The sequence below is a fragment of the Stenotrophomonas maltophilia group sp. Smal12 genome (assembly GCF_037079935.1).
In the GTDB taxonomy this organism is placed as follows: domain Bacteria; phylum Pseudomonadota; class Gammaproteobacteria; order Xanthomonadales; family Xanthomonadaceae; genus Stenotrophomonas; species Stenotrophomonas sepilia.
The window spans coordinates 40,530-63,956 of the sequence record NZ_JBAWUK010000021.1; the positions used below are offsets into that span (position 1 = coordinate 40,530).

The 23,427-nt window shown below is 67.2% G+C and carries 19 protein-coding genes and 1 pseudogene; 8 read left to right on the forward strand and 12 right to left on the reverse strand.

Features of this window, described 5'->3' with window-relative positions; translation table 11 throughout:
* Positions 1-84: 84 nt before the first annotated feature.
* The 7 genes from WDC87_RS11180 to WDC87_RS11210 all read right to left on the reverse strand — a co-directional run bounded on the left by WDC87_RS11180 (position 85) and on the right by WDC87_RS11210 (position 7,963).
* Complete coding sequence (locus tag WDC87_RS11180; protein ID WP_252744302.1) at positions 85-969, reverse strand: hypothetical protein; 885 nt, start codon at positions 967-969, stop codon at positions 85-87.
* Positions 970-1,079: 110 nt separating this feature from the next.
* On the reverse strand, positions 1,080-2,786 hold the full coding sequence (gene dld / locus WDC87_RS11185; protein ID WP_252744303.1) for a D-lactate dehydrogenase: 1,707 nt from the start codon (positions 2,784-2,786) through the stop codon (positions 1,080-1,082).
* On the reverse strand, positions 2,783-3,922 hold the full coding sequence (gene lldD / locus WDC87_RS11190; RefSeq protein ID WP_088497346.1) for an FMN-dependent L-lactate dehydrogenase LldD: 1,140 nt from the start codon (positions 3,920-3,922) through the stop codon (positions 2,783-2,785). Before lldD ends, dld begins: the two co-directional genes overlap by 4 nt.
* A 4-nt stretch (positions 3,923-3,926) precedes the next feature.
* On the reverse strand, positions 3,927-4,691 hold the full coding sequence (gene lldR / locus WDC87_RS11195) for a transcriptional regulator LldR (protein WP_012511377.1): 765 nt from the start codon (positions 4,689-4,691) through the stop codon (positions 3,927-3,929).
* A gap of 53 nt (positions 4,692-4,744) precedes the next feature.
* A complete protein-coding gene (gene lldP / locus WDC87_RS11200) occupies positions 4,745-6,403 on the reverse strand; it encodes an L-lactate permease (protein ID WP_252744304.1) in 1,659 nt (552 codons plus the stop codon).
* 222 nt (positions 6,404-6,625) lie between these two features.
* Positions 6,626-7,078 (reverse strand): MgtC/SapB family protein, encoded by a 453-nt coding sequence (locus WDC87_RS11205; RefSeq protein WP_005413774.1) that lies wholly within the window; start codon positions 7,076-7,078, stop codon positions 6,626-6,628.
* 126 nt (positions 7,079-7,204) lie between these two features.
* A complete protein-coding gene (locus WDC87_RS11210; protein WP_072167469.1) occupies positions 7,205-7,963 on the reverse strand; it encodes an SDR family NAD(P)-dependent oxidoreductase in 759 nt (252 codons plus the stop codon).
* A gap of 320 nt (positions 7,964-8,283) precedes the next feature.
* Between WDC87_RS11210 and WDC87_RS11215 the strand changes: the two genes are divergently transcribed.
* A complete protein-coding gene (locus tag WDC87_RS11215; RefSeq protein WP_252744305.1) occupies positions 8,284-9,237 on the forward strand; it encodes an AraC family transcriptional regulator in 954 nt (317 codons plus the stop codon).
* Between the two features lie 120 nt (positions 9,238-9,357).
* On the opposite strand, the gene WDC87_RS11220 is transcribed toward WDC87_RS11215, so the two are convergent.
* From WDC87_RS11220 to WDC87_RS11230, 3 genes are read right to left on the reverse strand one after another with little or no spacing between them, the layout of a single operon-like run.
* Positions 9,358-11,268 carry a CocE/NonD family hydrolase gene (locus tag WDC87_RS11220; RefSeq protein ID WP_088496135.1) on the reverse strand — a complete coding sequence of 637 codons (1,911 nt, stop codon included), beginning with the start codon at positions 11,266-11,268 and terminating at the stop codon, positions 9,358-9,360.
* A 32-nt stretch (positions 11,269-11,300) separates the two neighbouring features.
* Positions 11,301-11,663: a DUF4440 domain-containing protein gene (locus WDC87_RS11225; RefSeq protein ID WP_336331300.1), complete on the reverse strand. Its 363-nt coding sequence runs from the start codon at positions 11,661-11,663 to the stop codon at positions 11,301-11,303.
* The gene (locus WDC87_RS11230) at positions 11,660-13,021 is read right to left on the reverse strand and encodes an MFS transporter (protein WP_072167465.1); all 1,362 of its coding nucleotides are present in this window, start codon (positions 13,019-13,021) and stop codon (positions 11,660-11,662) included. Before WDC87_RS11230 ends, WDC87_RS11225 begins: the two co-directional genes overlap by 4 nt.
* 105 nt (positions 13,022-13,126) lie before the next feature.
* Here WDC87_RS11230 and WDC87_RS11235 point away from each other — a divergent pair.
* A pseudogene (locus tag WDC87_RS11235) lies at positions 13,127-14,031 on the forward strand (LysR family transcriptional regulator).
* Between the two features lie 120 nt (positions 14,032-14,151).
* Here WDC87_RS11235 and WDC87_RS11240 read toward each other — a convergent pair.
* Positions 14,152-16,947, reverse strand: coding sequence for a glycoside hydrolase family 3 C-terminal domain-containing protein (locus WDC87_RS11240; protein WP_072167463.1), 2,796 nt, complete (start codon positions 16,945-16,947; stop codon positions 14,152-14,154).
* A gap of 338 nt (positions 16,948-17,285) precedes the next feature.
* On the opposite strand from WDC87_RS11240, the gene WDC87_RS11245 reads away from it, so the two are divergent.
* Positions 17,286-17,720: a glyoxalase/bleomycin resistance/dioxygenase family protein gene (locus WDC87_RS11245; protein WP_049429041.1), complete on the forward strand. Its 435-nt coding sequence runs from the start codon at positions 17,286-17,288 to the stop codon at positions 17,718-17,720.
* Between the two features lie 303 nt (positions 17,721-18,023).
* On the forward strand, positions 18,024-18,728 hold the full coding sequence (locus WDC87_RS11250) for a helix-turn-helix transcriptional regulator (protein WP_072167461.1): 705 nt from the start codon (positions 18,024-18,026) through the stop codon (positions 18,726-18,728).
* A 9-nt stretch (positions 18,729-18,737) separates the two neighbouring features.
* Here the strand turns inward: WDC87_RS11250 and WDC87_RS11255 are convergent, their stop codons facing one another.
* A complete protein-coding gene (locus WDC87_RS11255) occupies positions 18,738-19,628 on the reverse strand; it encodes a sterol desaturase family protein (RefSeq protein ID WP_088497897.1) in 891 nt (296 codons plus the stop codon).
* Between the two features lie 103 nt (positions 19,629-19,731).
* Here WDC87_RS11255 and WDC87_RS11260 point away from each other — a divergent pair, with 103 nt between their 5' ends.
* The 4 genes from WDC87_RS11260 to imuA all read left to right on the forward strand — a co-directional run bounded on the left by WDC87_RS11260 (position 19,732) and on the right by imuA (position 23,423).
* Positions 19,732-20,682 carry a LysR family transcriptional regulator gene (locus WDC87_RS11260; protein WP_172412164.1) on the forward strand — a complete coding sequence of 317 codons (951 nt, stop codon included), beginning with the start codon at positions 19,732-19,734 and terminating at the stop codon, positions 20,680-20,682.
* Positions 20,683-20,774: 92 nt separating this feature from the next.
* Entirely contained in the window at positions 20,775-21,425 is a 651-nt protein-coding gene (locus WDC87_RS11265) for a DsbA family protein (RefSeq protein ID WP_061479094.1), read from the forward strand.
* 35 nt (positions 21,426-21,460) lie between these two features.
* The gene (locus tag WDC87_RS11270; protein ID WP_072167459.1) at positions 21,461-22,468 is read left to right on the forward strand and encodes a cyclase family protein; all 1,008 of its coding nucleotides are present in this window, start codon (positions 21,461-21,463) and stop codon (positions 22,466-22,468) included.
* 340 nt (positions 22,469-22,808) lie between these two features.
* The gene (gene imuA / locus WDC87_RS11275) at positions 22,809-23,423 is read left to right on the forward strand and encodes a translesion DNA synthesis-associated protein ImuA (RefSeq protein WP_252744501.1); all 615 of its coding nucleotides are present in this window, start codon (positions 22,809-22,811) and stop codon (positions 23,421-23,423) included.
* Positions 23,424-23,427: the final 4 nt, after the last annotated feature.

The window sequence follows — 23,427 nt, forward strand, 5'->3', positions numbered from 1 at the left end:
CACGCTCGGCTGCGCTTCCGTGACAGCCGAGGGCAGGCTTGGCTCTACAGAAAACCCCAGTCGAGCATGGCTCGACGCTACATGTCAGGGTTCGGTATACCCCGCGCAGTCCGGCAGCGCCTGGTCGGGGTTGAACACCCCATCACTGAAGCGGAACAGCCGCGTGTAGCTGCACGCCGGGTCCTGCTCGGTGCGCAGGTCCTTCTTCTTCAGCGGGCCCCTGGCCAGCGAATCCTCGAAGCGCGAAACACCCGCCGGGAACCGGGTCGCCACGGTCTGGTAGCGCAGCACCGGCATGCCCTCGGCCACCGGATCCAGCCCGAGCTTGGCCGAGAACCCGTATTCGTCGTGGCAGGCGCCTGCGCGCTGCTTCATGTCCTGCTCGCTGAAACAGGCGCGGATCATCGCATTGCCCAGCCATGGCACGGTCAGCACGTCGTCGTCCACCTGGATGTCGTCCTGCAGGTGGCGCACGCGTGCCAACTGCAGCGTGGACGCGTCGGCACCTCCACCGGAGTACATGGTGCTGAACTTGACGATGCCGCCTACCAGCACATTCTGGCGGGCGCGCTGCTGCGGGTCGGTCACTGTTTCGTCGCTGCCCACGCCCGACGCCAGGCGCACGATCCACGGCCACAGTGACAGGTCGGCTTCCTGCGGCACGTCGATGCTGACGTGGTAGGTGTGTGGCTTGCCCTGGCCCTGCACCTTCTCAAGCACTTCCAGCACGCTCGGCCGGTCACCCTCCTCGGCGACCGGCTGCACGCGCACGCACCAGTTGCCGTCCCGCGTGCAGTCATAAAGCCCCGACGGTCCAGTCTCACTCGCGATCAGCACCTGCCCCAGCGGTTCCATCACGTTGCCGGCGGCATCGCGCTGCTGCGGCAGGATAGAAGACTGTGCCAGCACCAGCAGCGGGGTCGCCAGCAATGCAGCGCACAGGGCGGCGCGGACGGGAATGGAAGGCATGTGCGGCTCCTGTGGCTGGGATTCCGATGGTAACCGCTACCCGGACGGCGTCGGGCCTGCCCGGCATCGCCCTTGTAGCGTCGAGCCATGCTCGACTGCCCTTTCCGTCCTCAATGCCCACTGCAATCGCAGCTGCCCCACCCCTTCGCCTTCGAGGTCTGGCCGATGCCCGGGTTGAACGTATTGCTCGGGTCCAGCTGCTTGTAGAACCCGGCCAGCGCCGGCTTGGCCGGGTACAGGTGGCCGACGTTGTGCTCGGCCGGATACTCGGCGCCACGCTTGTCCAGCAGCGCCCACATCGCATGCTCGATCGCCATCGGGTCTTCGCCCTTGCGCGCGATGTAGTCCTGATGGAACACGTGGCACAGGAAGTGCCCGTAATACAGCTTGTGCAGCAGACGGGCGTCGATATCAGGTGGTAGCTGCTCGAACCAGTCGGCGTCGTCACGTCGCAGCGCGATATCCAGCGCGACGATGTCCTGCACCTGCTCACGATGCACTTCGCGGTAGCGCACCGCGGCACCGGCTACGGCGAAACGATGCAGGAACGCCTTGCGCCCCTCCTCGGCCGTGCAGTGGAAATAGCCGCCTTCGTGGCCAGCGAAGAAATCGCGCAGCCAGGCTTCGGTTTGCGCTGCGTCCTGCGCGGACACCTTCAGCAGCAGGTGATGCTCATAGCGCTGGCGGAACTCACCCATGCGCTTGGGCAGGTGCGAGGGCAGCAGGCCGGTCAGCACCTGCATCACCCGGTCGGTCACCCCGCGCAGGCCCAGCCGTTCGAACCAGCCATCGATGCGGCTCTTCAATGCGAACGCCGCGGGCACACGAGAGGTACCGAGGCGATCAATCAGCAGGAAGCTGTCCTTGCCGTAGCGCTCGCCGATGTCATAGGCATCGCGGTGAATGTACTCGCCCGCGATCGGCAGGCGCTCGAAGCCGGTCAGCAGCTGGCGGCGGATCGCGGTGAGGCTGTCGGTGCGGTTGCTGCCGATGTAGAAGACTTCGGCGGCCTCCTTTTCGAAGGTGTCCAGGCGCACCGCGAACACCGCCAGCTTGCCCGCGGACCCGGCCGCCTCGAAGTGGCGGCTGGGATCGGCGTTGAAACGTGCGGGGGTATCGGCATCGACCTTGCGTACTTCCTCGGCATAGCGTGGATCGGAAGCCGCACGGCCGTCGCCATCGCCCACGTCGGCGGCCGTGTAGTCACCGGCCTGCAGGCGCTGCAGGATCTGCTCGGGCGTGTCACCCAGCGCGATGCCCAGATGGTTGACCAGCTGCAACTGGCCCTGCGCATCGACCTGCGCATACAGCGCCAGCTCGGTGTAGGCCGGGCCACGTCGCACCAGCGCGCCACCGGAGTTGTTGCAGATGCCGCCCAGCACCGAGGCGCCGATGCAGGACGAGCCGATCACCGAATGCGGTTCGCGACCCAGCGGGGCCAGCGTCTGCTCCAGGCGGTCCAGCGTCGCGCCAGGCAGGCACAGCACCTGCCGGCCTTCGTTCAACAACTGGATGCCGGTCAGGCGCAGCGTGCTGACCAGCACGATCGGCCGGCCATAGTCATCGCCATCCGGGGTCGAGCCACCGGTCAGCCCGGTATTGGCCGCCTGCAGGATGATCGCGGCGCCGCCCTGCACCGCTGCCTGCAGCACGCGCCACAGTTCCAGCAGCGTCCCCGGGCGCACCACCGCCAGCACTGGGCCATCGCCGAAGCGGTAGCCGCGACGGAAGCGCCGCGTGGCCTTGTCGCCGGTCAGTACATGGCGATTGCCGACCGCATCGCGCAACTGTGCCAGCACGGCGTCGTGGCCGCTCATGGCAGGCTGACCAGCGAATCGCGGCCGATGTCGGCGATGCGGCGCGCACCGGTCAGGGTCATCGCCACGCGCATTTCCTTGGCGATCAGGTCCAGCAGGTTGGCCACGCCGGCCTCGCCCTGCGCGGCCAGCGCATAGATGAAGGCGCGTCCCAGCAGCACGGTATCGGCCCCAAGCGCCAGCATGCGCACCACATCCAGGCCAGTGCGGATGCCGGAATCGGCGAGGATCTTCAGGTCGCCCTGCACCGCATCGGCGATGGCCGGCAACGCACGCGCGGTGGACAGCACGCCGTCCAGCTGGCGGCCACCGTGATTGGAGACCACGATGCCATCGGCACCGAACTTCACCGCATCACGCGCGTCATCCGGGTCGAGGATGCCCTTGATCACCATCGGGCCCTTCCAGAATTCGCGGATCCACTCCAGGTCCTTCCACGAAATGGAGGGATCGAAGTTGCTGCCCAGCCAACCGATGTAATCCTCCAGCCCGGTCGGGTTGCCGCGGTAGGTGGAGATGTTGCCCAGGTCATGCGGGCGGCCGAACAGGCCCACGTCCCACGCCCAGTGCGGATGGGTGATGGCCTGGCCGATGCGGCGCAGCGAGGCATTCGGGCCGCTCATGCCCGAGTGTGCATCGCGGTAGCGCGCGCCCGGCACCGGCATGTCCACGGTGAATACCAGCGTGGTCACGCCGGCGGCCTGTGCACGCTCCAGCGCATTGCGCATGAAGCCACGGTCGCGCAGCACGTACAGCTGGAACCACATCGGCCGCTGGATGGCCGGTACCACTTCCTCGATCGGGCACACCGACACCGTGGAGAGGGTGAACGGGATGCCGCGGCTGTCAGCCGCGCGCGCCGCCTGTACCTCGCCGCGCCGCGCATACATGCCGGTCAGGCCGACCGGCGCCAGCGCCACCGGCATCGCCAGTTTTTCGCCGAACAGCTCGGTTTCCAGGCTCAGGTCGGACATGTTGCGCAGGATGCGCTGGCGCAGCGCGATGTCGGACAGGTCGGAAACGTTGCGCTTCAGCGTGTGCTCGGCATACGCGCCGCCATCGATGTAGTGGAACAGGAACGGCGGCAGCCGGCGTTCGGCAGCAGCACGGTAATCGGTGGAGGCGGAGATGATCATGGGGTCAACCGTGGGGGGAAGGCAGGCGCGAGGCCCGCGCACGCCGGGCTTCGTTGTCATCGAGGGTGCGCAGCGTTGTGTGCACGAACTCGAGGTGGGCATGCGCGGCGGCGCGCGCGCGTTCGGGGTCGCCGGCCAGCACCGCATCCATCATCTCGCGGTGCTGGTCGGACAGCGGCGAGAAGGTCCTCGCCGAGGTGTAGAGCTTTTCGCGGCTCTGCGAGATGTTGGTCTGCAGCAGTTCGAACAGCCCGCGCATCACCTGCAGCAGCACCAGATTGTGCGAGGCCTCGGCGATGGACAGGTGGAAGGCCGCGTCGGCCTCGGCTTCGCCGGTGGGGTCGTCCTTGCCGTGCGCGTCCATCATGGTCTGGAAGGCCTGTGCGATGCGCGCGCGGTCCTCGTCGGTGGCACGCAGCGCCGCATGCCAGGCGGTGGCACCTTCCAGCGCGTGGCGGATCTCCAGCACGTCGAAGCGGTATTCCGGGTCGCCCTGGAACAGCGGCAGGTACGGCGCCAGCGGTTCATCCAGCGCCTGCCGCGCGCGTGCCGCAGGCTCGGCCACGTAGGTGCCGCCACCGACCCGTGCGGTCAACAGACCCTGGCTGGCCAGCTGCGCGATGGCCTCGCGCAAGGCCGTGCGCGAGACCCCCAGCTGCACCGCCAGGGTGCGCTCGGCCGGCAGCCGGTCACCCGGCTGCAGCCGTTGTTCCTGCACCAGGCCGCGCAGCTGCGCGGCCACCTTGTCCGAAATACGTTGCGTGCTCATGGCGCCATTGTGGCCCGAAGCGCGCAGCGGGTGGTCGGCCAGCCGCGCATGGCTCAGGGAATCATCCAGGTCAGCCAGTAAGCCTGGGCCAGGGTGATCAGGCCGACCATCGTGGTGAAGATCAGGCTGTGCTTGACCGTGAAGCGGAACAGATCCGACTCCTTGCCGGCCAGGCCGACCGCCGCGCAGGCAATGGCGATCGACTGCGGCGAGATCATCTTGCCGGTGACACCGCCGGTGGTGTTGGCCGCTACCAGCAGCACGTCGGACACGCCGATCTGCTGTGCGGTGGTGGCCTGCAGTGCCGAGAACAAGGCATTGGACGAGGTGTCCGAACCGGTCAGGAACACGCCCAGCCAGCCCAGGAACGGTGAGAAGAACGGGAACGCGTCGCCGGTATGCGCCAGCGCCAGGGCCAACGTGGCAGACAGTCCCGAGTAGTTGGCGATGAAGGCGAACGCCAGCACCATGCCAATCGAGTAGATCGGCATGCGCAGCTCACGCACGGTCTCGCCGAAGGTCTGCAGCGCCGAACGGACCGGCATGCGCAGCGCGATGATGGCGATCAACGCGGCCAGGATGATCGAGGTACCGGTGGCCGAGAACCAGTCGAACTTGTAGATGGCTTCATAGCTCAGCGGCGCAGCCACGATCGGTGGCATCTTCTGCACCAGCTGGTCCAGGCCTGGCACCGGGATCTTCAGCACCCAGCCTTCCAGCGGGCCGCCCGCCGCGAACAGCGACTTGAACGGCTTGATGCTCCACAGCGTGACCATCGCGGTGAGGATCAGGAACGGCGACCATGCCCTGGCGATCTGGCCGACGCTGTGGAGCGGTGCCTCCAGCGCCTGTGCGGCCGCCTCGGCGCTGGTTTCGATGTCGAAACGGAAGATCCGTACCGGCTTCCAGCGGCGCAGGAACAGGGTCAGGCACACCAGCGACGCCAGCGAGGCGGTGATGTCCGGCAGCTCCGGGCCGATGAAGTTGGAGGTCAGGTACTGCGCGATGGCGAACGAGCCACCGGCCACCAGCACCGCCGGCCAGGTTTCCTTGATGCCGCGCCAGCCATCCATGATCGCCATGATCCAGAACAGCACGATGATGGTCAGGAACGGCAGCTGGCGACCGGCCATCTGGCCGATCTCGAATGCATCCAGGCCGGTGACCTGCCCGGCCACGATGATCGGAATGCCCATCGCGCCGAACGCTACCGGCGCGGTGTTGACGATCAGGCACAGGCCGGCGGCAGACAGCGGCTTGAAGCCCAGCCCGACCAGCAGCGCCGCGGTGACCGCCACTGGCGCACCGAAACCGGCCGCACCTTCCAGGAAGGCGCCAAAGGCGAAGCCGACCATCAGCATCTGCAGGCGCTGGTCTTCAGTCACGGACAGGATCGAGGCGCGGATGATGTCGAATTGCCCGGTCTTGACCGAAACTTTGTAGAGGAACACCGCACCGATGATGATCCACGCGATGGGCCACAGGCCGTAGACGAAACCGAAGCCGGCCGCGCCCAGCGCCTGGGGCAACGGCATGCGGTAGAACAACAGGGCCACGCCGAGTGCGATGGCCACGGTGATCGTGCCGGCCAGCCAGCCCTTCATGCGCAGCACGGCCAGGGCAACGAAGAAGAACGCGATCGGCAGCAGCGCGATCAGGCTCGACAGCCACAGGTTGCCGGCGGGGTCGTACAGGTGTTGCCAGGGCTGCATGAAGACTCTCGACTGGAAACGGAAGGAGCCCACCGCAGGCGGTGGGTCGCCGTGGCCGTCGATCAGTGGTATTACCATTAATGATTGCGATCAGACCACTTGCAGCGGATTTAACCGCTACTCCGACGAAGAGCCTATTAGACCATAGGGCTAGCCCTTTATTGGTCTGACCATTTGAGCCTTCATGGTGGTGCCGGCCGCTGGCCGGCAACTCGACCTTCCCTACGAGATCCGTTTCTCCAACCGCCGCATCACCGCCAGCACCAGCACGCACAGCACGCTGACCCCGATCGCGATCACGTACTTGCTGATCCCCACCGCAATCCCGATCGCCGCCGCCATGATCAGCGAACTGGCCGTGGTCAAGCCGCTGACCTGGTCCTCGCGTGAGCCGCGCAGAATGGTGCCAGCGGCCACGAAGCCGACGCAGGCCACCACCGCTTCGATCAGGCGCACCGGATCAACCTGCAGCAGGTCGCGGTAACGCTCCTGCTGGAAATGCTCGGCCACCGAGTCGCCGAGACCGACGATCAATGCCGCCGCTCCGGCAATGAGCATGTGCGTACGCAGGCCGGCGGCGTGCTTGCCCATTTCCCGCTCGACACCGAGCACACCGCCGAACAGCATCGCTGCGGCTACGCGCAGCAGGATCGAGACATCCTGGGTGAGTTCCATGGGCAAGCTCCGGAATTTTCCCGCAGCGTCGCGCGGCGATTGTGGGACGGCGGTGAAGGCCATGGCACGCCTTCTTCACCGCCCGCTTTCATCCACGCATGGCGTGGATCTGCGGGCCGCATTCGCTCACTGCGCGAGGTAGCCACCATCGATGGCGTAGTACGTGCCGGTCGCGAACGAGGCATCGTCGCTGGCCAGCCAGGCTACCAATGCGGCCACTTCCTCCGGCGTACCCAGCCGCTTCAACGCGTGCCGCCCTTCCAGCGTGGCGCGCACCTTCGGGTCCATCTTCTCCAGCAGTGGCGTGCTGATGAAGCCCGGACCCACCGCGTTGACACGGATGCCGTCAGCCGCATGTTCCCACGCTGCGGTCTGGGTCAGCCCGACCACGCCGTGCTTGGCCGCCACGTACGCAGTGGAACCGGCATAGCCCACCTGGCCCAGGATCGAGGCCATGTTGATGATGCTGCCGCCCGTGCCGGCCGCGCGCATGGCCTGGATCTGCGCACGCTGGCACAGGAACACGCTGGTGAGGTTGACATCGATCACGCGCTGCCAGCCATCGATAGGATAGTCACCGCTGGCGGCGGCCGGCCCGCTGATGCCGGCGTTGTTGACCGCCACGTGCAGGCCGTCGAGTTCCTTGATCGTGCGCTGCACCGCTGCCTCCACCGCCGCGTCGTCGGTGACGTCCAGCGCGATGCCGATGGCCTGTGTGCCGGTGCTGCGCAACTGCGCCACGGTGGCATCCACTGCATCCTGCTTGAGGTCCCAGACCGAGATACGGGCACCGGATGCGGCCAGCGTCTGGGCCACGGCCAGGCCGATGCCCGACACGCCTCCGGTCACGATCGCGGTCTTGCCGGTGAGCTGGTAGTCAATCATCTGCGTTCTCCAAATGCGGGGGTATCGAAGTGGCCTGCAACAGCCAACCTACCTACCTTACGCGCGCGCCCGTGATGGCCGGGCTGACATCGCATCTCCAGATCGTTCCAGCCATGAAACCTCAACTGCAGTTTATGTATGGAATTGTGTACGGATATGCGTGCAAAACCCCGGCGTATGTTCTTCTGCTTTTTCACTTTGGCCGTAATCGCAAATCGTTTTGACCTTATCGAAGTCAAAAGCGCGCGAATCGCGGCGACAATGGGAAACGCTTCCAGTTTCTTCGACACATTCAATTCAACCTGTGTTTGCGCAGAGCGATGTCCCGATATTTCACTTTTGCTGATTACCGCCAGTTCGGCGAACGCCATGGCTACGACTACCGGATCGAAGGGAGTGAACTGCGCGACGACCAATGGGCAGGGCGTGGCGACGTCCACGAACAGTCACTGCGCGGTGGCCTGGGCCTGATCGCCTCGGACGTGCACAACCGGTTCACCTACACGGCCACCGCTGTGCACGGTGCCGGCCTGACCATCCGCCTGATGCTTCAGGGCGAAGTGGATGTCCAGTTTCCTCGTCGCAAGGGGTTCACCCTGCGCGCCGGCACAGGCATGACCACCAGCCACCATGAACCTGTGTCGATGGCCGGGCTGCATCCCGGTGGCAGCCACCTGCGCGGGGTCAGCTTGAGCGTACCGGCCGATCTGGACGTGGACATGCTGCGCCTGCCGGCACTGCAACGGGTCCTTCATTCCCCTCTGCAGTGCCGCCACTGGGCCATTCCGCATGCCTTGCTGCCGACGCTCGCCCAATTGTTCGACAGCCCCTGGCAGGACGACATCGATGCGCTGTGGCGCGAAGGCGTGGCCCTGCAGGTGTTGGCCGTCGGCCTGCAGGCCGAGGATATGCAGACCGAGCATGTACGCACGCTGCGCGCCGGCCAGCGCGAGCGGCTGGAGCGAGTGCGCAGCTACCTGCATGACGACCCCAGCCATGCCCACAGCCTGATCGAACTGGCCCAGCTGGCCTGCTTGAGCCCCAGCTCCTTGCGCCGCCATTTTGCCCAGCAATATGGAAGCTCGGTGTTCGACTACCTGCATGAGCAGCGCATGCGCCATGCCGAACAGGGCCTGCGCGAAAACGGATGGACCGTCGAGCAGGCTGCCGCCGCCAGCGGCTACCGCCACCCCAGCAACTTCGCCGCCGCGTTCCGCAAGCGCTTCGGCCTGGTCCCCAGCCGCTGGCGTACGGGCCCCTCGAAGGTGGGCTGAAGGCCCGGGCCCTGGCAGGTGTCGACCTTGGTCGACACGCTCCTGCGCCATTGCGGGTGCCGGCCAGCGGCCGGCACTACCACGTGCTACCAGGCACGGCCCGGCGTCACCCTGCGGGCCTCAATACACCGGCAGATCGATGTAGCTGGCCTGCGCCGCGCTATGCCAGACCCGCTGCGTGGCCTTCTGGTAATCGCCCGGCTTGGCCAGGTAGATGTTCGGCACGTAGGTCTGCGGATTGCGGTCGTACAGCGGGAACAGGCTGGACTGCACCTGCACCATCACCCGGTGGCCCTTCTGGAACGTATGGTTGGCGTTGGGCAGATCGAAGCGATACGGCAGCACCTGGTTGGCGGCCAGCGGCTTCGGATCGCTGAAGCTCTCGCGGTAGCGGCCACGGAAGATCGCCAGCGACACCGGCAGCTCGTAGCCCCCCATTTCCGGCGTCGACGCTTCCTGGTCCGGATACACGTCGATCAGCTTCACCACCCAGTCGCTGTCGGTGCCACTGGTCGACGCCTGCAGATGCACCACCGGCGCGCCGCCGATGCGCAGCGGCGCGGTCAGCGGTTCGGTGATGAAGGTCAGCACGTCCGGGCGACCATCGACAAAGCGCTGGTCCTTGACCAGCCAGGTGGTCCACATGTCGCGGTCACCGAAGCGGACCGGGCGCGGCACGAACGGCACCGGCTTGGCCGGGTCGGACACGTATTCCTCGAAATCACCCTCGCCCGCCGCCGGTGCCTGGAACGCCAGCTTGCCCCCGGCGCGCAGGTACAGCGGCTTGCTGCTGGCGGCACACCCCTTGTCGCAGCTGCGCGGCCAGCCCTTCAAGCGGTCCCAGTGGTTTTCGCCGGTGTTGTAGATCAGCACCGGTGGCGTATCGGCCTTCGGCGCGCCATCCACCAGGTACTGGTCAAAGAAGGGCTTGAGCACGTCGCGGCGGAACTGCAGCGCGGTATCGCCGTCGAACTTCAGCGCACCCAGTTCGCTGCCGCTGTAGTTCACCTGGCTGTGTCGCCACGGCCCCATCACCAGGTAATTGCGGTTGTTGCCGCTATCGCGTCCTTCCATCGCCTGATAGGCGTGGTTGGCACCCCACATGTCCTCCTGGTCCCACAGGCCCTGCAGCCACATGGTCGGCACCTTCAGCGGTGTCTTTGCCATCACCGCGTCCAGCGCCTGGCCCTGCCAGAAGCCGTCATAGGCCGGATGCTCGACCAGCTTCTTCCACCAGGTCAACTGGTCCACGCCGGTGAAACGCGCGTAGTCGCCTGCCGAGCCGATGCGCAGGAAGGTGCTGTAGTCGTCGTAGCCGAGGCTGGGCAGCGGCGTACCCTTGCCGCGCTTCTCGGTCTGCATGGCGAAGTAGTTGAAGTTGACCTGGCGGAACGCACCGTAGTTGAGCCAGTCGTCACCCATCCAGCCATCGACCATCGGGCTCTGTGGTGCGGCCACCTTCAACGCCGGATGCGGGTCGGTCAACGCCATCACCACGGTGAAGCCCTCGTACGACGAGCCGAGCATGCCGACCTTGCCATTGCTCTCCGGTACGTTCTTCACCAGCCAGTCGATGGTGTCCCAGGCATCGGTGGAATGGTCGACTTTGGTGTTGTTCAACGGCCCGCGCAGCGGCCGGGTCATCACGTAATCGCCCTCGGAACCATACTTGCCGCGGATATCCTGGAACACGCGGATGTAGCCGCCGTCGACAAACACCTCGTCACCCTGCGGCAACAGGTCGCGCATGCGCGGCGAATCACTGCGGCTGGCGCGACCGGCAGCATCATAGGGGGTCCGGGTCAGCAGAATCGGCGCATTGTGGGCGCCCTTGGGCACCACGATCACCGTGTACAGCTTGGTGCCATCACGCATCGGCACCATCACCACGCGCTTGTCGTAGTCGCGACCGACATCCGGGGCAACGAACGGCTTGCCGCTGATATCCGGGGTCATCGGCGGGGTATCGGCGGCCAGCACGGTGCTGGACAGGCAAAGGGCAATGGCTACAGCGACGGCACGCACACGCATGGACAACCCCTCCCGGCAGGAAAGCCTCAAGCCTACTCCTGCCTGGCGCCGTGAAGTGTGCGCAGGCTTTGCATTCTTCGGTGGATGCGGGCAGGACTGATGGCACATGTGCCTGCGGTGCCGCTGCGCTCGTCGGCGAAAGGTAGTGCCGGCACCGCAATGAACTGCAGGGCATCGACTTCGATACGCAGGCCCGGGCGGGCACCGTGGCCGCCAGCGAACATTCCGGCCAGTGCTTCGCGGTCCAGGCGCTGCCCAGCAATACCGACCATGCTGAAGTCGGTGCAGAAATGATCCATCAGCGCATCCAGCGTACTGGCGGCTGCTTCCGCACGGAACCAGGCCTGCAGCTTGGCGATCAGATCATGGAACTCGTTCTCTGCGGTCATCATCATTGCATTGTCTCGGGTTGGGAAAGAGAGATCGATTGCGGACGGCGCAGCAGCGTCATCGGCAGCAGCGTCATTGCAGCGGCCAAACCCAGCGCCACGCTGGTGGCGCGTTCCGGCAGCCATTGCATGGCCAATGCCAGCAGCAGTGCGATGGCGGCGGTGCCGAGGCAGAAGCTGAGCTGGCGGTTGAGGTTCCAGAGTGCACTGGCATCGCCCAACGCCTCACCTTCCACGCCATGGAAGGCCAGCGTCTGCGCGGTGCTGCTGCACAGGCTGCCGCCGGCGCCCATCAACGCGAACAACAATCCGGCCAGCACGAAGGCCGGCTGCGGCAGCAGCGCCATCAACAACAGGCCGCTGGCCTGCAGGAGCATGCCGGCGCGCAGTACCGCGGCCGGACCGAAGCGAGCCAGCAGGCGCTTGCTGGCCATGATCGCGATGGCCGCAGCCAGCGCCCAGGGCAGCATCAGCGCGCCGATGCGTGCCGCGCTGTAACCGGCGTGGTGCAATTGCAGGGTACTGACCAGTTGGCTGCCGATGAACACACCGGGTACGGCGAGATACACCAGCATCGCCAGCCGCAGCCCGCGATGGGACAGCAGCGACCAGCGCAGCAGTGGCTGCGCCTGCCGACGTGCATGTCGCAGGTGCGTCGCCGCCAGCAACAGCGCGGCCAGCAGCAACACGGCACCTGCACCGCGATGTCCCGATTCGCCCAGCCAGGTCAGCGCCAGCAGCAGCGCACCCAGCGCCAGCATCGCGGTGGACAGGGCATAGGCCTGCAGGCGCGGCGCACTGCGCGCGCCATCGGCCGGCATCCAGGCCAGCACCAGACCGATGACCGCTACCGCCAACGGCAGGCTGGCCCAGAGCACACCGCGCCAGGACAGCCACTGCACCAGCAGCCCGCCCAGCGCCGGCGCCAGTGCTGGCACCAGCAGCGCCACCAGCAGGATGCGGCGGGTCAGCGCGCCACGTTGGTCGGGCGTGCATTGCCGGTACGCTGCGGCTTGCGCCACGGGAATCAGCAGGCCACCGGCCAGGCCCTGCAGCAGGCGCCAGCCGAGCAGCCAGCCGATTCCTGGCGCTGCGCCAGCCAGCACAGCGGCGACCGCGAACAACAGCAACGCCGCCAGCAGCAAGCGACGCTCGCCACAGCGTGCGGCCAGCCACGGCGCCAGCGGAATCACCATGCTCAGGCCCAGCATGTACGCCGTGCCGACCCAGGCCAGGGTGCTCACGTCGGCGTGCAGCTCCGCTGCCAATGCCGGATAGGCCACCGTGGCGATGAACATGTTGACCAGATCCAGGGCGAATACCAGCAGGAAGATCGCCTCATGGCGCAGGCGGGGGGACGGCATCGGCGGCGCTCCAGCGAGGAAGCAGCCAGCATGCCGCCCGGACCCCATTGGAAAAACACGACGGCAGCTGCAACACTGTCAAATCTGTTCTGACAATGAATCGCCATGGTCAGCCTCGATCGCTTCGATATCTTCCGTGCCGTGGTCGAAGCCGGCAGCCTGACCGCTGCGGCCGATCGGCTCGGCCTCAGCCGCGCGGTGGTCAGCTTCAACCTGAAGCGGCTGGAGCAGGAGCTGGGCGTGACCCTGCTGTTGCGCAGTACCCGCCACCTGTCCCTGACCGAGGCCGGCGAGCAGTTCCTGCAACATTGCGTGCAGGCACTGGATGCTGCGCAGGCGGCGATCGATGCCGCGCGCCGCGACCAGCACCAGCTGCAGGGCGTGCTGCGCCTGACCACCACACCGGAGTACGCCCAGCTACGCCTGATTCCCGCGTTGGAGGCGTTCCGCGCGCAGCACCCGGCCCTGCAGCTGCACCTTTCAACTTCTCCAGCGCCAGCGGACCTCATTCCCGAACGCTTCGACCTGGCGATTCGCCTCGGCCGCCTGCCGGACTCGGGCCTGCACGCCATGAACTGGAGCGCCACCCGCTGTACGCGGTGGCGGCGCCGTCACTGCTGGCGCGCCTGCCCTCTGCCGAGGCTGCCGACGATCCAGTACTGCTGGGCACCCTGCCCCGCCTGGGCTATCCGCGCCTGGCCGATGTGCCGGTGGTTGCACCTGACGGCAGCGATGCCTTGTTTGCCACCAACCCGGGCAACGCCGTGGTACGCGTGGATGGTGCCAGCAGCCTGCGCGCGTTCGCCTTGGCCGGCGCCGGGGTCACCGTGCTGCCACGCTGGCTGATCGAGGACGACCTGGCCCAGGACCGGCTGCGCCCGGTGCTGCGCCAGCACCGCTTCCCGCAGCAGAGTGTCTACGCGGTCTATCCGCACAGTTCGCAGCCTTCACCGAAAGTGCGGCAGCTGATCGATTTCCTGCGCAGGTGGTTCGGCACCGCACCTTTGTAGAGCCGAGTCCATGCTCGGCTGCCCATCGGTTCGATTGACCGTTCATCAGCCGAGCGTGGGCTCGGCTCTACAGGAACACCACGAACGGACACGGCCCTGTGCGGGCCGTGTCGTCAGGCATCAGCGCAGCACCTGCTCCACCAGCTGCACATCTACCGTCTGCAGCGGCTCGGCGGCATTGCGCGACAGCTGCACCTGGTAGGTGCCGCCGTCGATCTTCCACTGGCGCGCCTGCGCATCGTAGTGCGCCAGCGTCTTCGGCTCGGCTTCGATGCGGATGCGGCGCTGTTCGCCCGGCTGCAGGGTCACCTTGTCGTAGCCGATCAGGCGGATCGGCGTGGTGCTGCCGGCCGGCAGCTTCAGGTACAGCTGGGCCACGTCGGCGCCGGCGCGCTTGCCGGTATTGCGGATATCGACGCTGGCGACCAGGCGCGAGCCTTCCACGCTCACCTTCAGGTTCTCATAGGCGAACGAGGTGTAGGACAGGCCATGGCCAAAGGCGAAGGTCGGGGTCAGGCCCTTGGCCGCCATCCACTTGTAGCCGACGTTGGCGCCTTCGATATCGAAATCGAACACATCACCGAACGGCTTGGCCGGCTTGAAGCCGAGGCCATCGATATGCGGGCGCGGCAGCTGCGATTCGTCCGTCACCCAGGTCACCGGCAGGCGGCCGGACGGATTGACCTGGCCGGTCAGCAGCGCGGCGATGCCTTCGCCGCCGCGGATGCCCGGGTACCAGGCCTGCAGCATCGCTGGCACCTGCGCCAGCCAAGGGGTGCGCACCGGGCCGTTGGTTTCCAGCACCAGCACGGTCTTCGGGTTTGCCGCGGCCACCGCCGAGATCAGGGCGTCCTGGTTGTCCGGTAGCTGCATGTCCGGCAGGTCCACAGATTCGGCGGCCCACTGCGTGGCAAACACAATGGCCACATCGGCCTGCGCGGCGGCCCTGGCCGCAGCGGCGGCATTGGTGCCGTCCACATACTCGATGGTTGCGTCCGGACGCGCCGCACGCAGCGATTCCAGCGGCGAGGACGGGTGGAAGATCACCGGGCCCGGCCAGGTGGTCGGCAGCACGCCCGGCACCGCATTGGTGCCCTTGGCGGTGACGCCCACCATCGACGAACCACCGCCGCCGATCACGCCCTTGTCGGCATGGCCGCCGATGATGACGATGCGCTTCACGCTGTCGGCCAGCGGCAGCAGGTTGCCCTCATTGCGCAGCAGCACGCTGCCCTCTTCCACCGTGCGCTGGGCCACGGCGAAGCCGGCCTCGGCATCCACCTTCTGGTGCTGCGGCGGGTTGTCGAAGTTGCCGTGCAGGAACATCGTGCGCAGGATGCGCGTGACCATGTCATTCAGGCGCGCCTGCGGCACCACGCCGCCATGCACGGCCAGACGCAGCGGTTCGTCGAAGAACACCGCCGCGTCGAACACTTCACCGGCCGACTGCTGGTCCAGGCCGGCCAGCGCCGCCTTCGAACCGCTGTGCACGCCGCCCCAGTCGGACATCACGAAACCGGGGAACTTCCATTCCTGCTTCAGCACCTGGTTCATCAGGTAGCCGTTCTCACAGCCGTAGGTGCCGTTGATCTTGTTGTACGAGCACATCGCCACGCCCGGGCGGCCAGCCTCCAGCGCGATCTCGAAGGCCAGCAGGTCCGACTCGTGCATGGCCTGTTCGCCGATGCGCACGTCGTGGAAGTTGCGCCGGGTCTCCATGTCGTTCAGCGCGAAGTGCTTCATCGAGGAGATCACGTGCTGGCTCTGCACGCCCTGGATCAGCGCGCCGACCATCGAACCGGCCAGCAGCGGGTCCTCACCGGCATATTCGAAGTTGCGGCCGTTGCGTGGATCGCGCTGCAGGTTGACGCTGCCCGACAGCAGGATGTTGAAGCGCTGCTGCCACGCCTCGCGGCCCATGGTCGCGCCACCTGCGAAGGCGACTTCGCGGTTCCAGCTGGAGGCGGTGGATGGGCCTGAGGGCATTGCCGTGGCGAAATCGCCCGGACGGATGCCGCCCGGATTGGTCACGCCGACGCCGGCATCGGCCGACTGCTGCGACGGAATGCCCAGCCGCGCCACGCCCGGCACGAAACCGGCCGAACCGACCGCGCCTTCCGGCAGTGGGCCACCATCCTTGCCCAGCCCGAAGTAGCTGTGCAGCATCTGGAACTTCTCATCCTCGGTCATCGCCTTCAGCAGCAGCGCGGCGCGTGCATCGGCGTTGAGGGCGGTGTCCATCCATGGCTTTTCGCCGTGCTTGTCGGCGGCATAGGCCAGTGTCAGCAGGGTGGCGCGCAGGGTGCTGCCTTCCACCTTGAACGGCGCGCTGCTGGCGGCCTGGAAACCGTCGCTGAAATAGCTGGCATCCGCTTCCAGCGCCACACGCGCCGGATCGAAGCCGGCGGCCTTGGCCGATTCACCGGCCACTGCGCCGAGCAGCACCGCCGGTGCACCCAGCCGCGAACGGGTGACCAGCGCCGGCAGCTGCGCGGCACCTGCGCCGGCATCGGTATAGACCGCCACGGTGTGGCGGCCATCGTCCAGGCGCAGGTAGTTCAGACCCGGCTGGTCCGGGCCGGACTCAGCGGCGATCGGCAGCCGGGTCAGCACGGCCTGGCCGCGCTGGGTCTGGCCATCGTCCTTGCCCGCAGCAATGAAGCGGTACTCGTAACCCAGTCCGTCGGCCAGCACCTGCAGCGGATCGACCTGGCCAATACCGCGCTGCACCTGGCGCACGCTCACCGCGTCCACCTGCAGGGTCTTCAGCTGGGCGGCCAAGGCCGGCATCGCCTCGGCGGTCGGGGCCTGTTCCAGGGTCAGCACGGTGAACGCGGCAGGGTCGGCCCACGCTGGAGCGGCCAGTGCAGCGGACAGGGCCAGGGACAGTACAAGCGGCTTTGTAAACGTTTTCATCGACAGGCGTAATTCCGTTGCCAAGGCAATCGGTCCAGGGAAAGTGCCGCCGAAGGGTGCAGCGTTCATGCCGCGCAGGGATTGCCAGGCAACCTCCCGCAGGCCAAAGGACAGGCCGGTCTGCGCGCGGGACCCTCCTCCCGGCGTGACAACCTGCCTGCCCGAGCCGCGCAGGGCGACCCAATCCTGTGAAGATTGTGCGAGGGCGTTCACACCTGTCAACAGGACCTAAGTCACAGGGGCGATCCCAGCCTGCAGTTATCAGGCCATCACCGGCGGTCATCAGCGCGCCGTGCGAGGCTGCCGATAATGAAGGTCCCTGGCCACGAACCGATCCCATGACCGTCCACCGCGACTTCGACCATCTCTGGCGCGACCGCTGCGATACGTCCAGCCAGCGCGCACCGCGCGTGCTGATCCGTGTGTTCGTGGCCCCCGGTGAGCTGGAACGCAGCGTGGCGTTCTACGAGCAGCTGCAGGGCGTGGTGGCCGATGCGGGCTTTCCGTTTCCGGAGGCCGGGCTGCGCCTGGCCATGGTCGGTGCGTTCCTGTTGATCGAGGGCAGCGAGGCGGCGCTGGCGCCGTTCACCTCGACCACGGGGACACTGCTGGTCGATGACGTTCGGCCTTATCACGACAAACTGGTCGCCGCCGGCGCCGAGATCATCTTCCCGTTGCAGGTGGTCCCGACCGGGGCGGCGTTCAATGCGGTGCATCCCGATGGCACGGTGGTCGAGTACGTGCATCACCGGCCGGATCCGCAGGGGCGGTGAGGGTGCGCACGGCCGGGCTGCGCCCGGCCCCCGCGGTAGTGCCGGCCGCTGGCCGGCAACCTCAGAAGCAACAGCCGAAGCAAAAGCGGGCTTCCTGTGGGATGGCGGGGTGGGTCCGGCTGCGGGGGGCGCTGCAAGTACGTCCATGTAAGCTCGGTCGCGCCATCCATGGCGCTCACGCCCCGCAACCGGACCCACCCCGCCTTCGACAGTCTCTCGCGACCTGCAGTAGATCCACGCCATGCGTGGATGCTCTTCGTTTCATTGTCGAATTACTCGATTTCGATGGAGATTCATCCACGCATGGCGTGGATCTACAATCCCGTCATGTCTTCCCCCGCCCTGCCCTGGAACGGCACATTGCTGCTGGATGCGCACGCCGCCGTGCTGCACGGCCATGCCGGTGACAGCGCTTTGCATGCGCACTACGCCCATCAATTGCTGCTGAGCGACGGTACGCCCTGGCACGTCGAGATCGATGGCGTACAGCAGCAGGGCCAGCGGCTATGGCTGCCTTCGTTCCAGCCGCACGCGATCCTGTCGGCACCGGAAGCAGGCTGCACGGTGTTCCTTGAGCCGGCCCACGCCGATCCCACCCAGATCCAGCAGCATCTGCACGCGCTGCCGGGCAACGCGCTGGAGCTGCGCGATTGGTTGCCACGGCTGAGCCGCCCGCAACCGCTGGACCGCCGCGTGCAGGCGGCGTTGGCCCGTATCGCCCAGTACCTGCCCGGCCCGGTGCCGGCTGCCGACATCGCCGAAGCCGCGCACCTGTCAACCAGCCAGCTGCACCGGCGTTTCCAGTCCGACCTGGCGGTGACCCTGCGCGGCTGGGTGCTGTGGCAGCGCTTGCGTACCGCGCTCGCGCACCACCTGCAGGGGCACAGCCTGACCGCCAGCGCGCATGCCGCCGGCTTCGCCGACCTGGCCCATCTCTCGCGCAGCCTGCGCCGCATGTTCGGCATCGGTGCCGCACAGCTGCAGGGCCTGCAGTTGCACGCGACCTGACACGGCCGATCACCCACGCCTGCGCAGGCCTTCGGGCAGCTCCGGCACCTCGCCATGCGGCAGTTCACGAAACGGCGCCAGCAGCTGCCCCGCGTAATCGCGCGGATAGTCCGGTTGGCTGCCGATGCCGAGATCACATTGCTGCAGCCGATAACCGGGCGCATCGAAGGCGGTCCCCAGCAGATGATCCCATGCGGTCAGGAACAGGCCGAAGTTGACGTCACCGGCGGTGCCGTAACGCATGTGATGGAAGCGATGCAGCGGTGCCCACGCCATCACCCGGCCCAGCACACCCGGGCGCATGTCCACGTTGGAGTGCTGCAGCAGCAGCTGGATGGCGATGGCAAACGCCAGCACCGCCGCCACCGGCATCGGTAGGCCCAGCAGCAACAATGGCAGCACACCTCCCACCGCTTCGGCCGCCTGGTGCAGTGGGTGTTTCATCAGCCCGTTGAATCCGTACATGCGGGTCACGCTGTGATGCACCGCATGCAGGCGCCACAACCAGCCGATGCGATGGCTTGCGTAGTGCACCAGGGTGATGCCGAGATCGGCAGCGATGATCGCCACCAGTACCTGCAGCGCGAACGGCCACTGCAGCGGCCAGACCTGCCACGGAATGATCGCCGCCAGCAGCGGCACCGTGGCGATCGACAGCAGGTTCAGGCTCTCGTTGACCAGCGCGTGCAGGGCATCACGCACACGGTCGCCCTGGTCATGGTTGAACGCAGGGTCATACGGCCAGGCGCGCTCAGCGACGAACGAGACCGCAATGGCGATCGCCAGCAGGGCCAGCAGCCACAACGGATCGCCATGGCAGTGGCCGACCCAGACGACGGCAGTGGCAACGAACCCCAGCAGGAACAACGGGGCATACAGGCGCAGGATCCAGTGCTTCATGGGCAACCCGGGAAATGAGGGGCCTGCATGCTGGCGCCACGTGCGGGTTGCCGGCTTGAACAAACGGCGCAACCCTGCCGCACCGCGTTTCCCACATCCACGCATGGCGTGGATCTACAATGGCGCCCTCATCGCGCCCGGGACCGGCATGGATTCCTTCAACCTGATGCGTGCCTTCCGCCGCATCGTCGAACGCGGCGGGCTCGCTCGTGCCGCCGAAGACCTGGGCATGTCGCCCGCCGGGCTCAGCAAACAGCTGCGCACGCTGGAAGCGCATCTGGGCGTGGTACTGCTGCAGCGGACCACGCGGCGCATGAGCCTGACCGAAACCGGCCACGCCTATTACCGCGAATGCTGCCGCCTGCTCGACGAGCTGGAAGCGCTGGAACGTGGCATCGCCGAGCAGCGTGGCGAGGTGACCGGGCGCCTGCGCGTCAATGTGCCGCAGTCGTTCGCGCTGAGCACGCTGTCGCCGCTACTGCCCCGCTTCCTGCAGCAGCATCCGCAGCTGTCGCTGGACCTGGTGATGGAAGACCGCCTGCTCGATGCGGTCGGCGAGGGTTTCGATGTGTCGCTACGATTGCGCGCTGAGCTTGATGACTCACGACTGGTGGCACGCCGGCTGGCCTCGCTGCAGCAGGTGCTGTGCGCGGCGCCGTCCTACCTGCAGCAGCATCCGGCACCCCAGGCAGTAGGCGATCTGCAGGCGCATAGCGTGCTGGCCTACAGCCTGTCCGACTCGCCCGGCAGTTGGCCGCTGCTCGGCCCGGATGGGCAGGTGACGATCACCCTGCCGGCACGCGTGACCGTCAACAACAGCCTGCTATTGCGTGACCTGCTGGTGGCCGGCATGGGCATCGGCGCCCTGCCCTCGTTCCTGGCGGCACCAGCGCTGGCCCGTGGCGAACTGCAGCAGGTGCTGCCCGACCATCGCTATCCGCCGCGCTTCGTGCATGCGGTCTACCCCACCTCGCGCCATCTGCAGCCCAAGGTGCGTGCCTTCATCGACTTCCTGCACGCCGAGCTGCCCGGCTGCGCCGGTCTGGATTCGTAACCGCCAGCGAAAACTGAGCTGCCCGCAGCGTGCTGTTTCGGCCACGCCGCGCTGCCTACTCTGCCGCCTCCCCTCTCACCGATGGCAGGCAGATGTCTTCCGTTCCTTCCCCCGCCACCGCAGCGCCGGTGGTCGATTTCTTCCACGACGTGGTCTGCGGCTGGTGCTTCGTGCTGGCCCCGCGCCTGCAGCAGGTATCGGCCGAACTCGGCATCCAGGTGCGCCACCGCAGCTTCGTGCTGCAGGATTCGCGCGCGCAGATGGTCGAGGTGTTCGGCTCGATGGCGCGCGCCAAGGCGATCATCCTGCGCCACTGGACCGACTGCGCCGCGCATGAAGACACCGCGCGCATCGATATCGAAGGCATGCGCGCACAGGACTTCGAGTATCCCTCCGGCTGGCTCGGCGCACTGGCCTGCCAGGCCGCAGGACTGATCGGTGGCAATGATGCCCATGGCGCGATGTTCGACGCGGTGCAATGGGCACACCTGCACCAGCACCGCAACATCGGCGATGCCGAAGTGCTGCTGGATATTGCCGAATCGCTGGGCCATCCACGTGGCGCCTTCGCTGACCACATGCGCAGCGACGCGGTGCGCCAGCGCGTGCAGGCCGATCGCGCCGACGCTGCCGCGCTCGGCATCCGGTCCATCCCCACCGTGATCGGCGGCAACGGCCTGCGCCTGCAGACCCTGCCGCTGCCGCAATTGCGCCAGGCCCTGGCGCCCCTGGTCGCGGCCTGAGCCGCGCCCTCCCCCACCCTGCAAGGAGACTCCCCATGACCCCACGTACCCTGTCCACCGCGCTGGCCCTGCTGCTGGCCGCCACCGCCGCTTCCACCCCCGTGTCCGCACACGAACGCGTTCCCTCCGGCCAGCAGGTCGGCACCAGCCCCTGGGGGCCGAAGGACGAGATCGGCCGCCTCAACCTGATCACCGAAGCCTCGCGCGCCGCGATCCTGTCGCGGGTCAGCGGCGGCAAGGCCTATGACCTGGCCACCGAATACTACGTCGGCATGCCCAGCTGGCAGGATGCCGGCGACCCGCACTACCAGTTCTGGATGACCCACACCCCGCGCGGCACGGTGATGGATGATCCGATGGGCGTGGGCGAAACCATGAACCTCACCCGCAGCTACACCGGCACCGCGTTCTCGATGTACAGCCACACCGGCACCCACATCGATGCGCTGAACCACTTCGGCATCCACGGGAAGATCTGGAACGGCTTCGAGGCCGACAAGCACCTCGGCGACCGTGGCTGGAATGTCACCGGCATCGAGAAGTTCCCGCCGCTGATAGCGCGTGGCGTGCTGATCGACGTGGCCGCCGCCAAGGGCGTGGACATGCTGCCGGACAGCTACCGCGTCACCCGCCAGGACCTGAAGGATGCGCTGGCACGCCAGAAGGTGAAACTGCAGCAGGGCGACGTGGTGCTGATCCGCACCGGCCGCATGCGCCTGTTCGAGCAGCCCAGGGCCTACATGGCCAACCCGCCGGGCATGGGCCTGGACGCGGCACGCTTCCTGGTCGAGGACGGCGGCGCGATGATCGTCGGTGCCGACAACCTCAGCTTCGAGACCTTCCCTTCGGAGGTGTCCGACGACTACGTGCCGCTGCACACCTACCTGCTGGCACAGCAGGGTGCGCCGATCATCGAGCTGGTGGCGCTGGACGAACTGGCCCGCGACAAGGTCTACGAATTCGCCTTCATCGGCGGCCCGCTGAAGATCCGCGGTGGCGATGCCGCGCCGCTGCGCCCGGTGGCGCTGCCGGTGCGCCCGTAACCAGGGGCATCCCCGGGTAGCGCCGGGCCATGCCGGGTGGGTGCCGACCTTGGTCGGCACCGCGCTTTACCGCTATCCACGCATGGCGTGGATCTACCAGGCTGCGGCATGGATTTGCCGGGGCTCTCTCCAGTAGATCCACGCCATGCGTGGATGCTTTCCCCCTTCAGCAACCTGAAACCGGACCCTCCGATTTCATTAGTAATTCTACTTACAACGCGAGTAGCATGTCTGGTCTCAGCCCCTGATACCGGCCCGTCGATACTCGCGCCATGCCCGCCGTTTCCGCCCGTTCCTGCCGTTTCCAGCCCGCCCGGCGCCTCCCCTGGAGGGCTGACTGATGGGTGCCGTCGTCGCCCTCGACCGGCTGCTGGACGGGCGCCAGCTGTGGCGTGGCCCGGCCCGCCAGGGCCCCACCAGCGACCATCTGGCCAGCGGCCATCCGGCACTGGATGCACGCCTGCCCGGCGGCGGCTGGCCGGCCAGCGGGCTGTGCGAGGTACTGCAGGCGGCGCCCGGCGTTGGCGAACTGGCGCTGGTCTGGCCGGCACTGGCCAGGCTGAGCCAGCGCGACCGCCCGATCGTGCTGGTCGCTCCGCCCTATCGCCCGCACGCTCCGGCCTGGGCAGCGGCCGGGCTGGAACTGGCCCAGCTGCAGGTCATCCAGGCCACGCCGAAGCAGGCACTGTGGGCCGCCGAACAGTGCCTGCGCTCTGCGGCCTGCGCGGCGGTACTGTGCTGGCCGCATCAAGCCGACGACCGCGCCCTGCGCCGCCTGCAGGTGGCCGCCGACAGCGGCCAGTGCCTGGGCTTCGTGTTCCGCGAGGCGCAGGCCGCGCGCAATCCTTCCCCGGCCAGCCTGCGCCTGCAGCTCGACCACGGCCAGGTGCGGGTGCTGAAGTGCCGTGGCGGCCTGCCGCCGGCACAACCGTTGCCGCTGGCCATCGCCCACTGAGGAC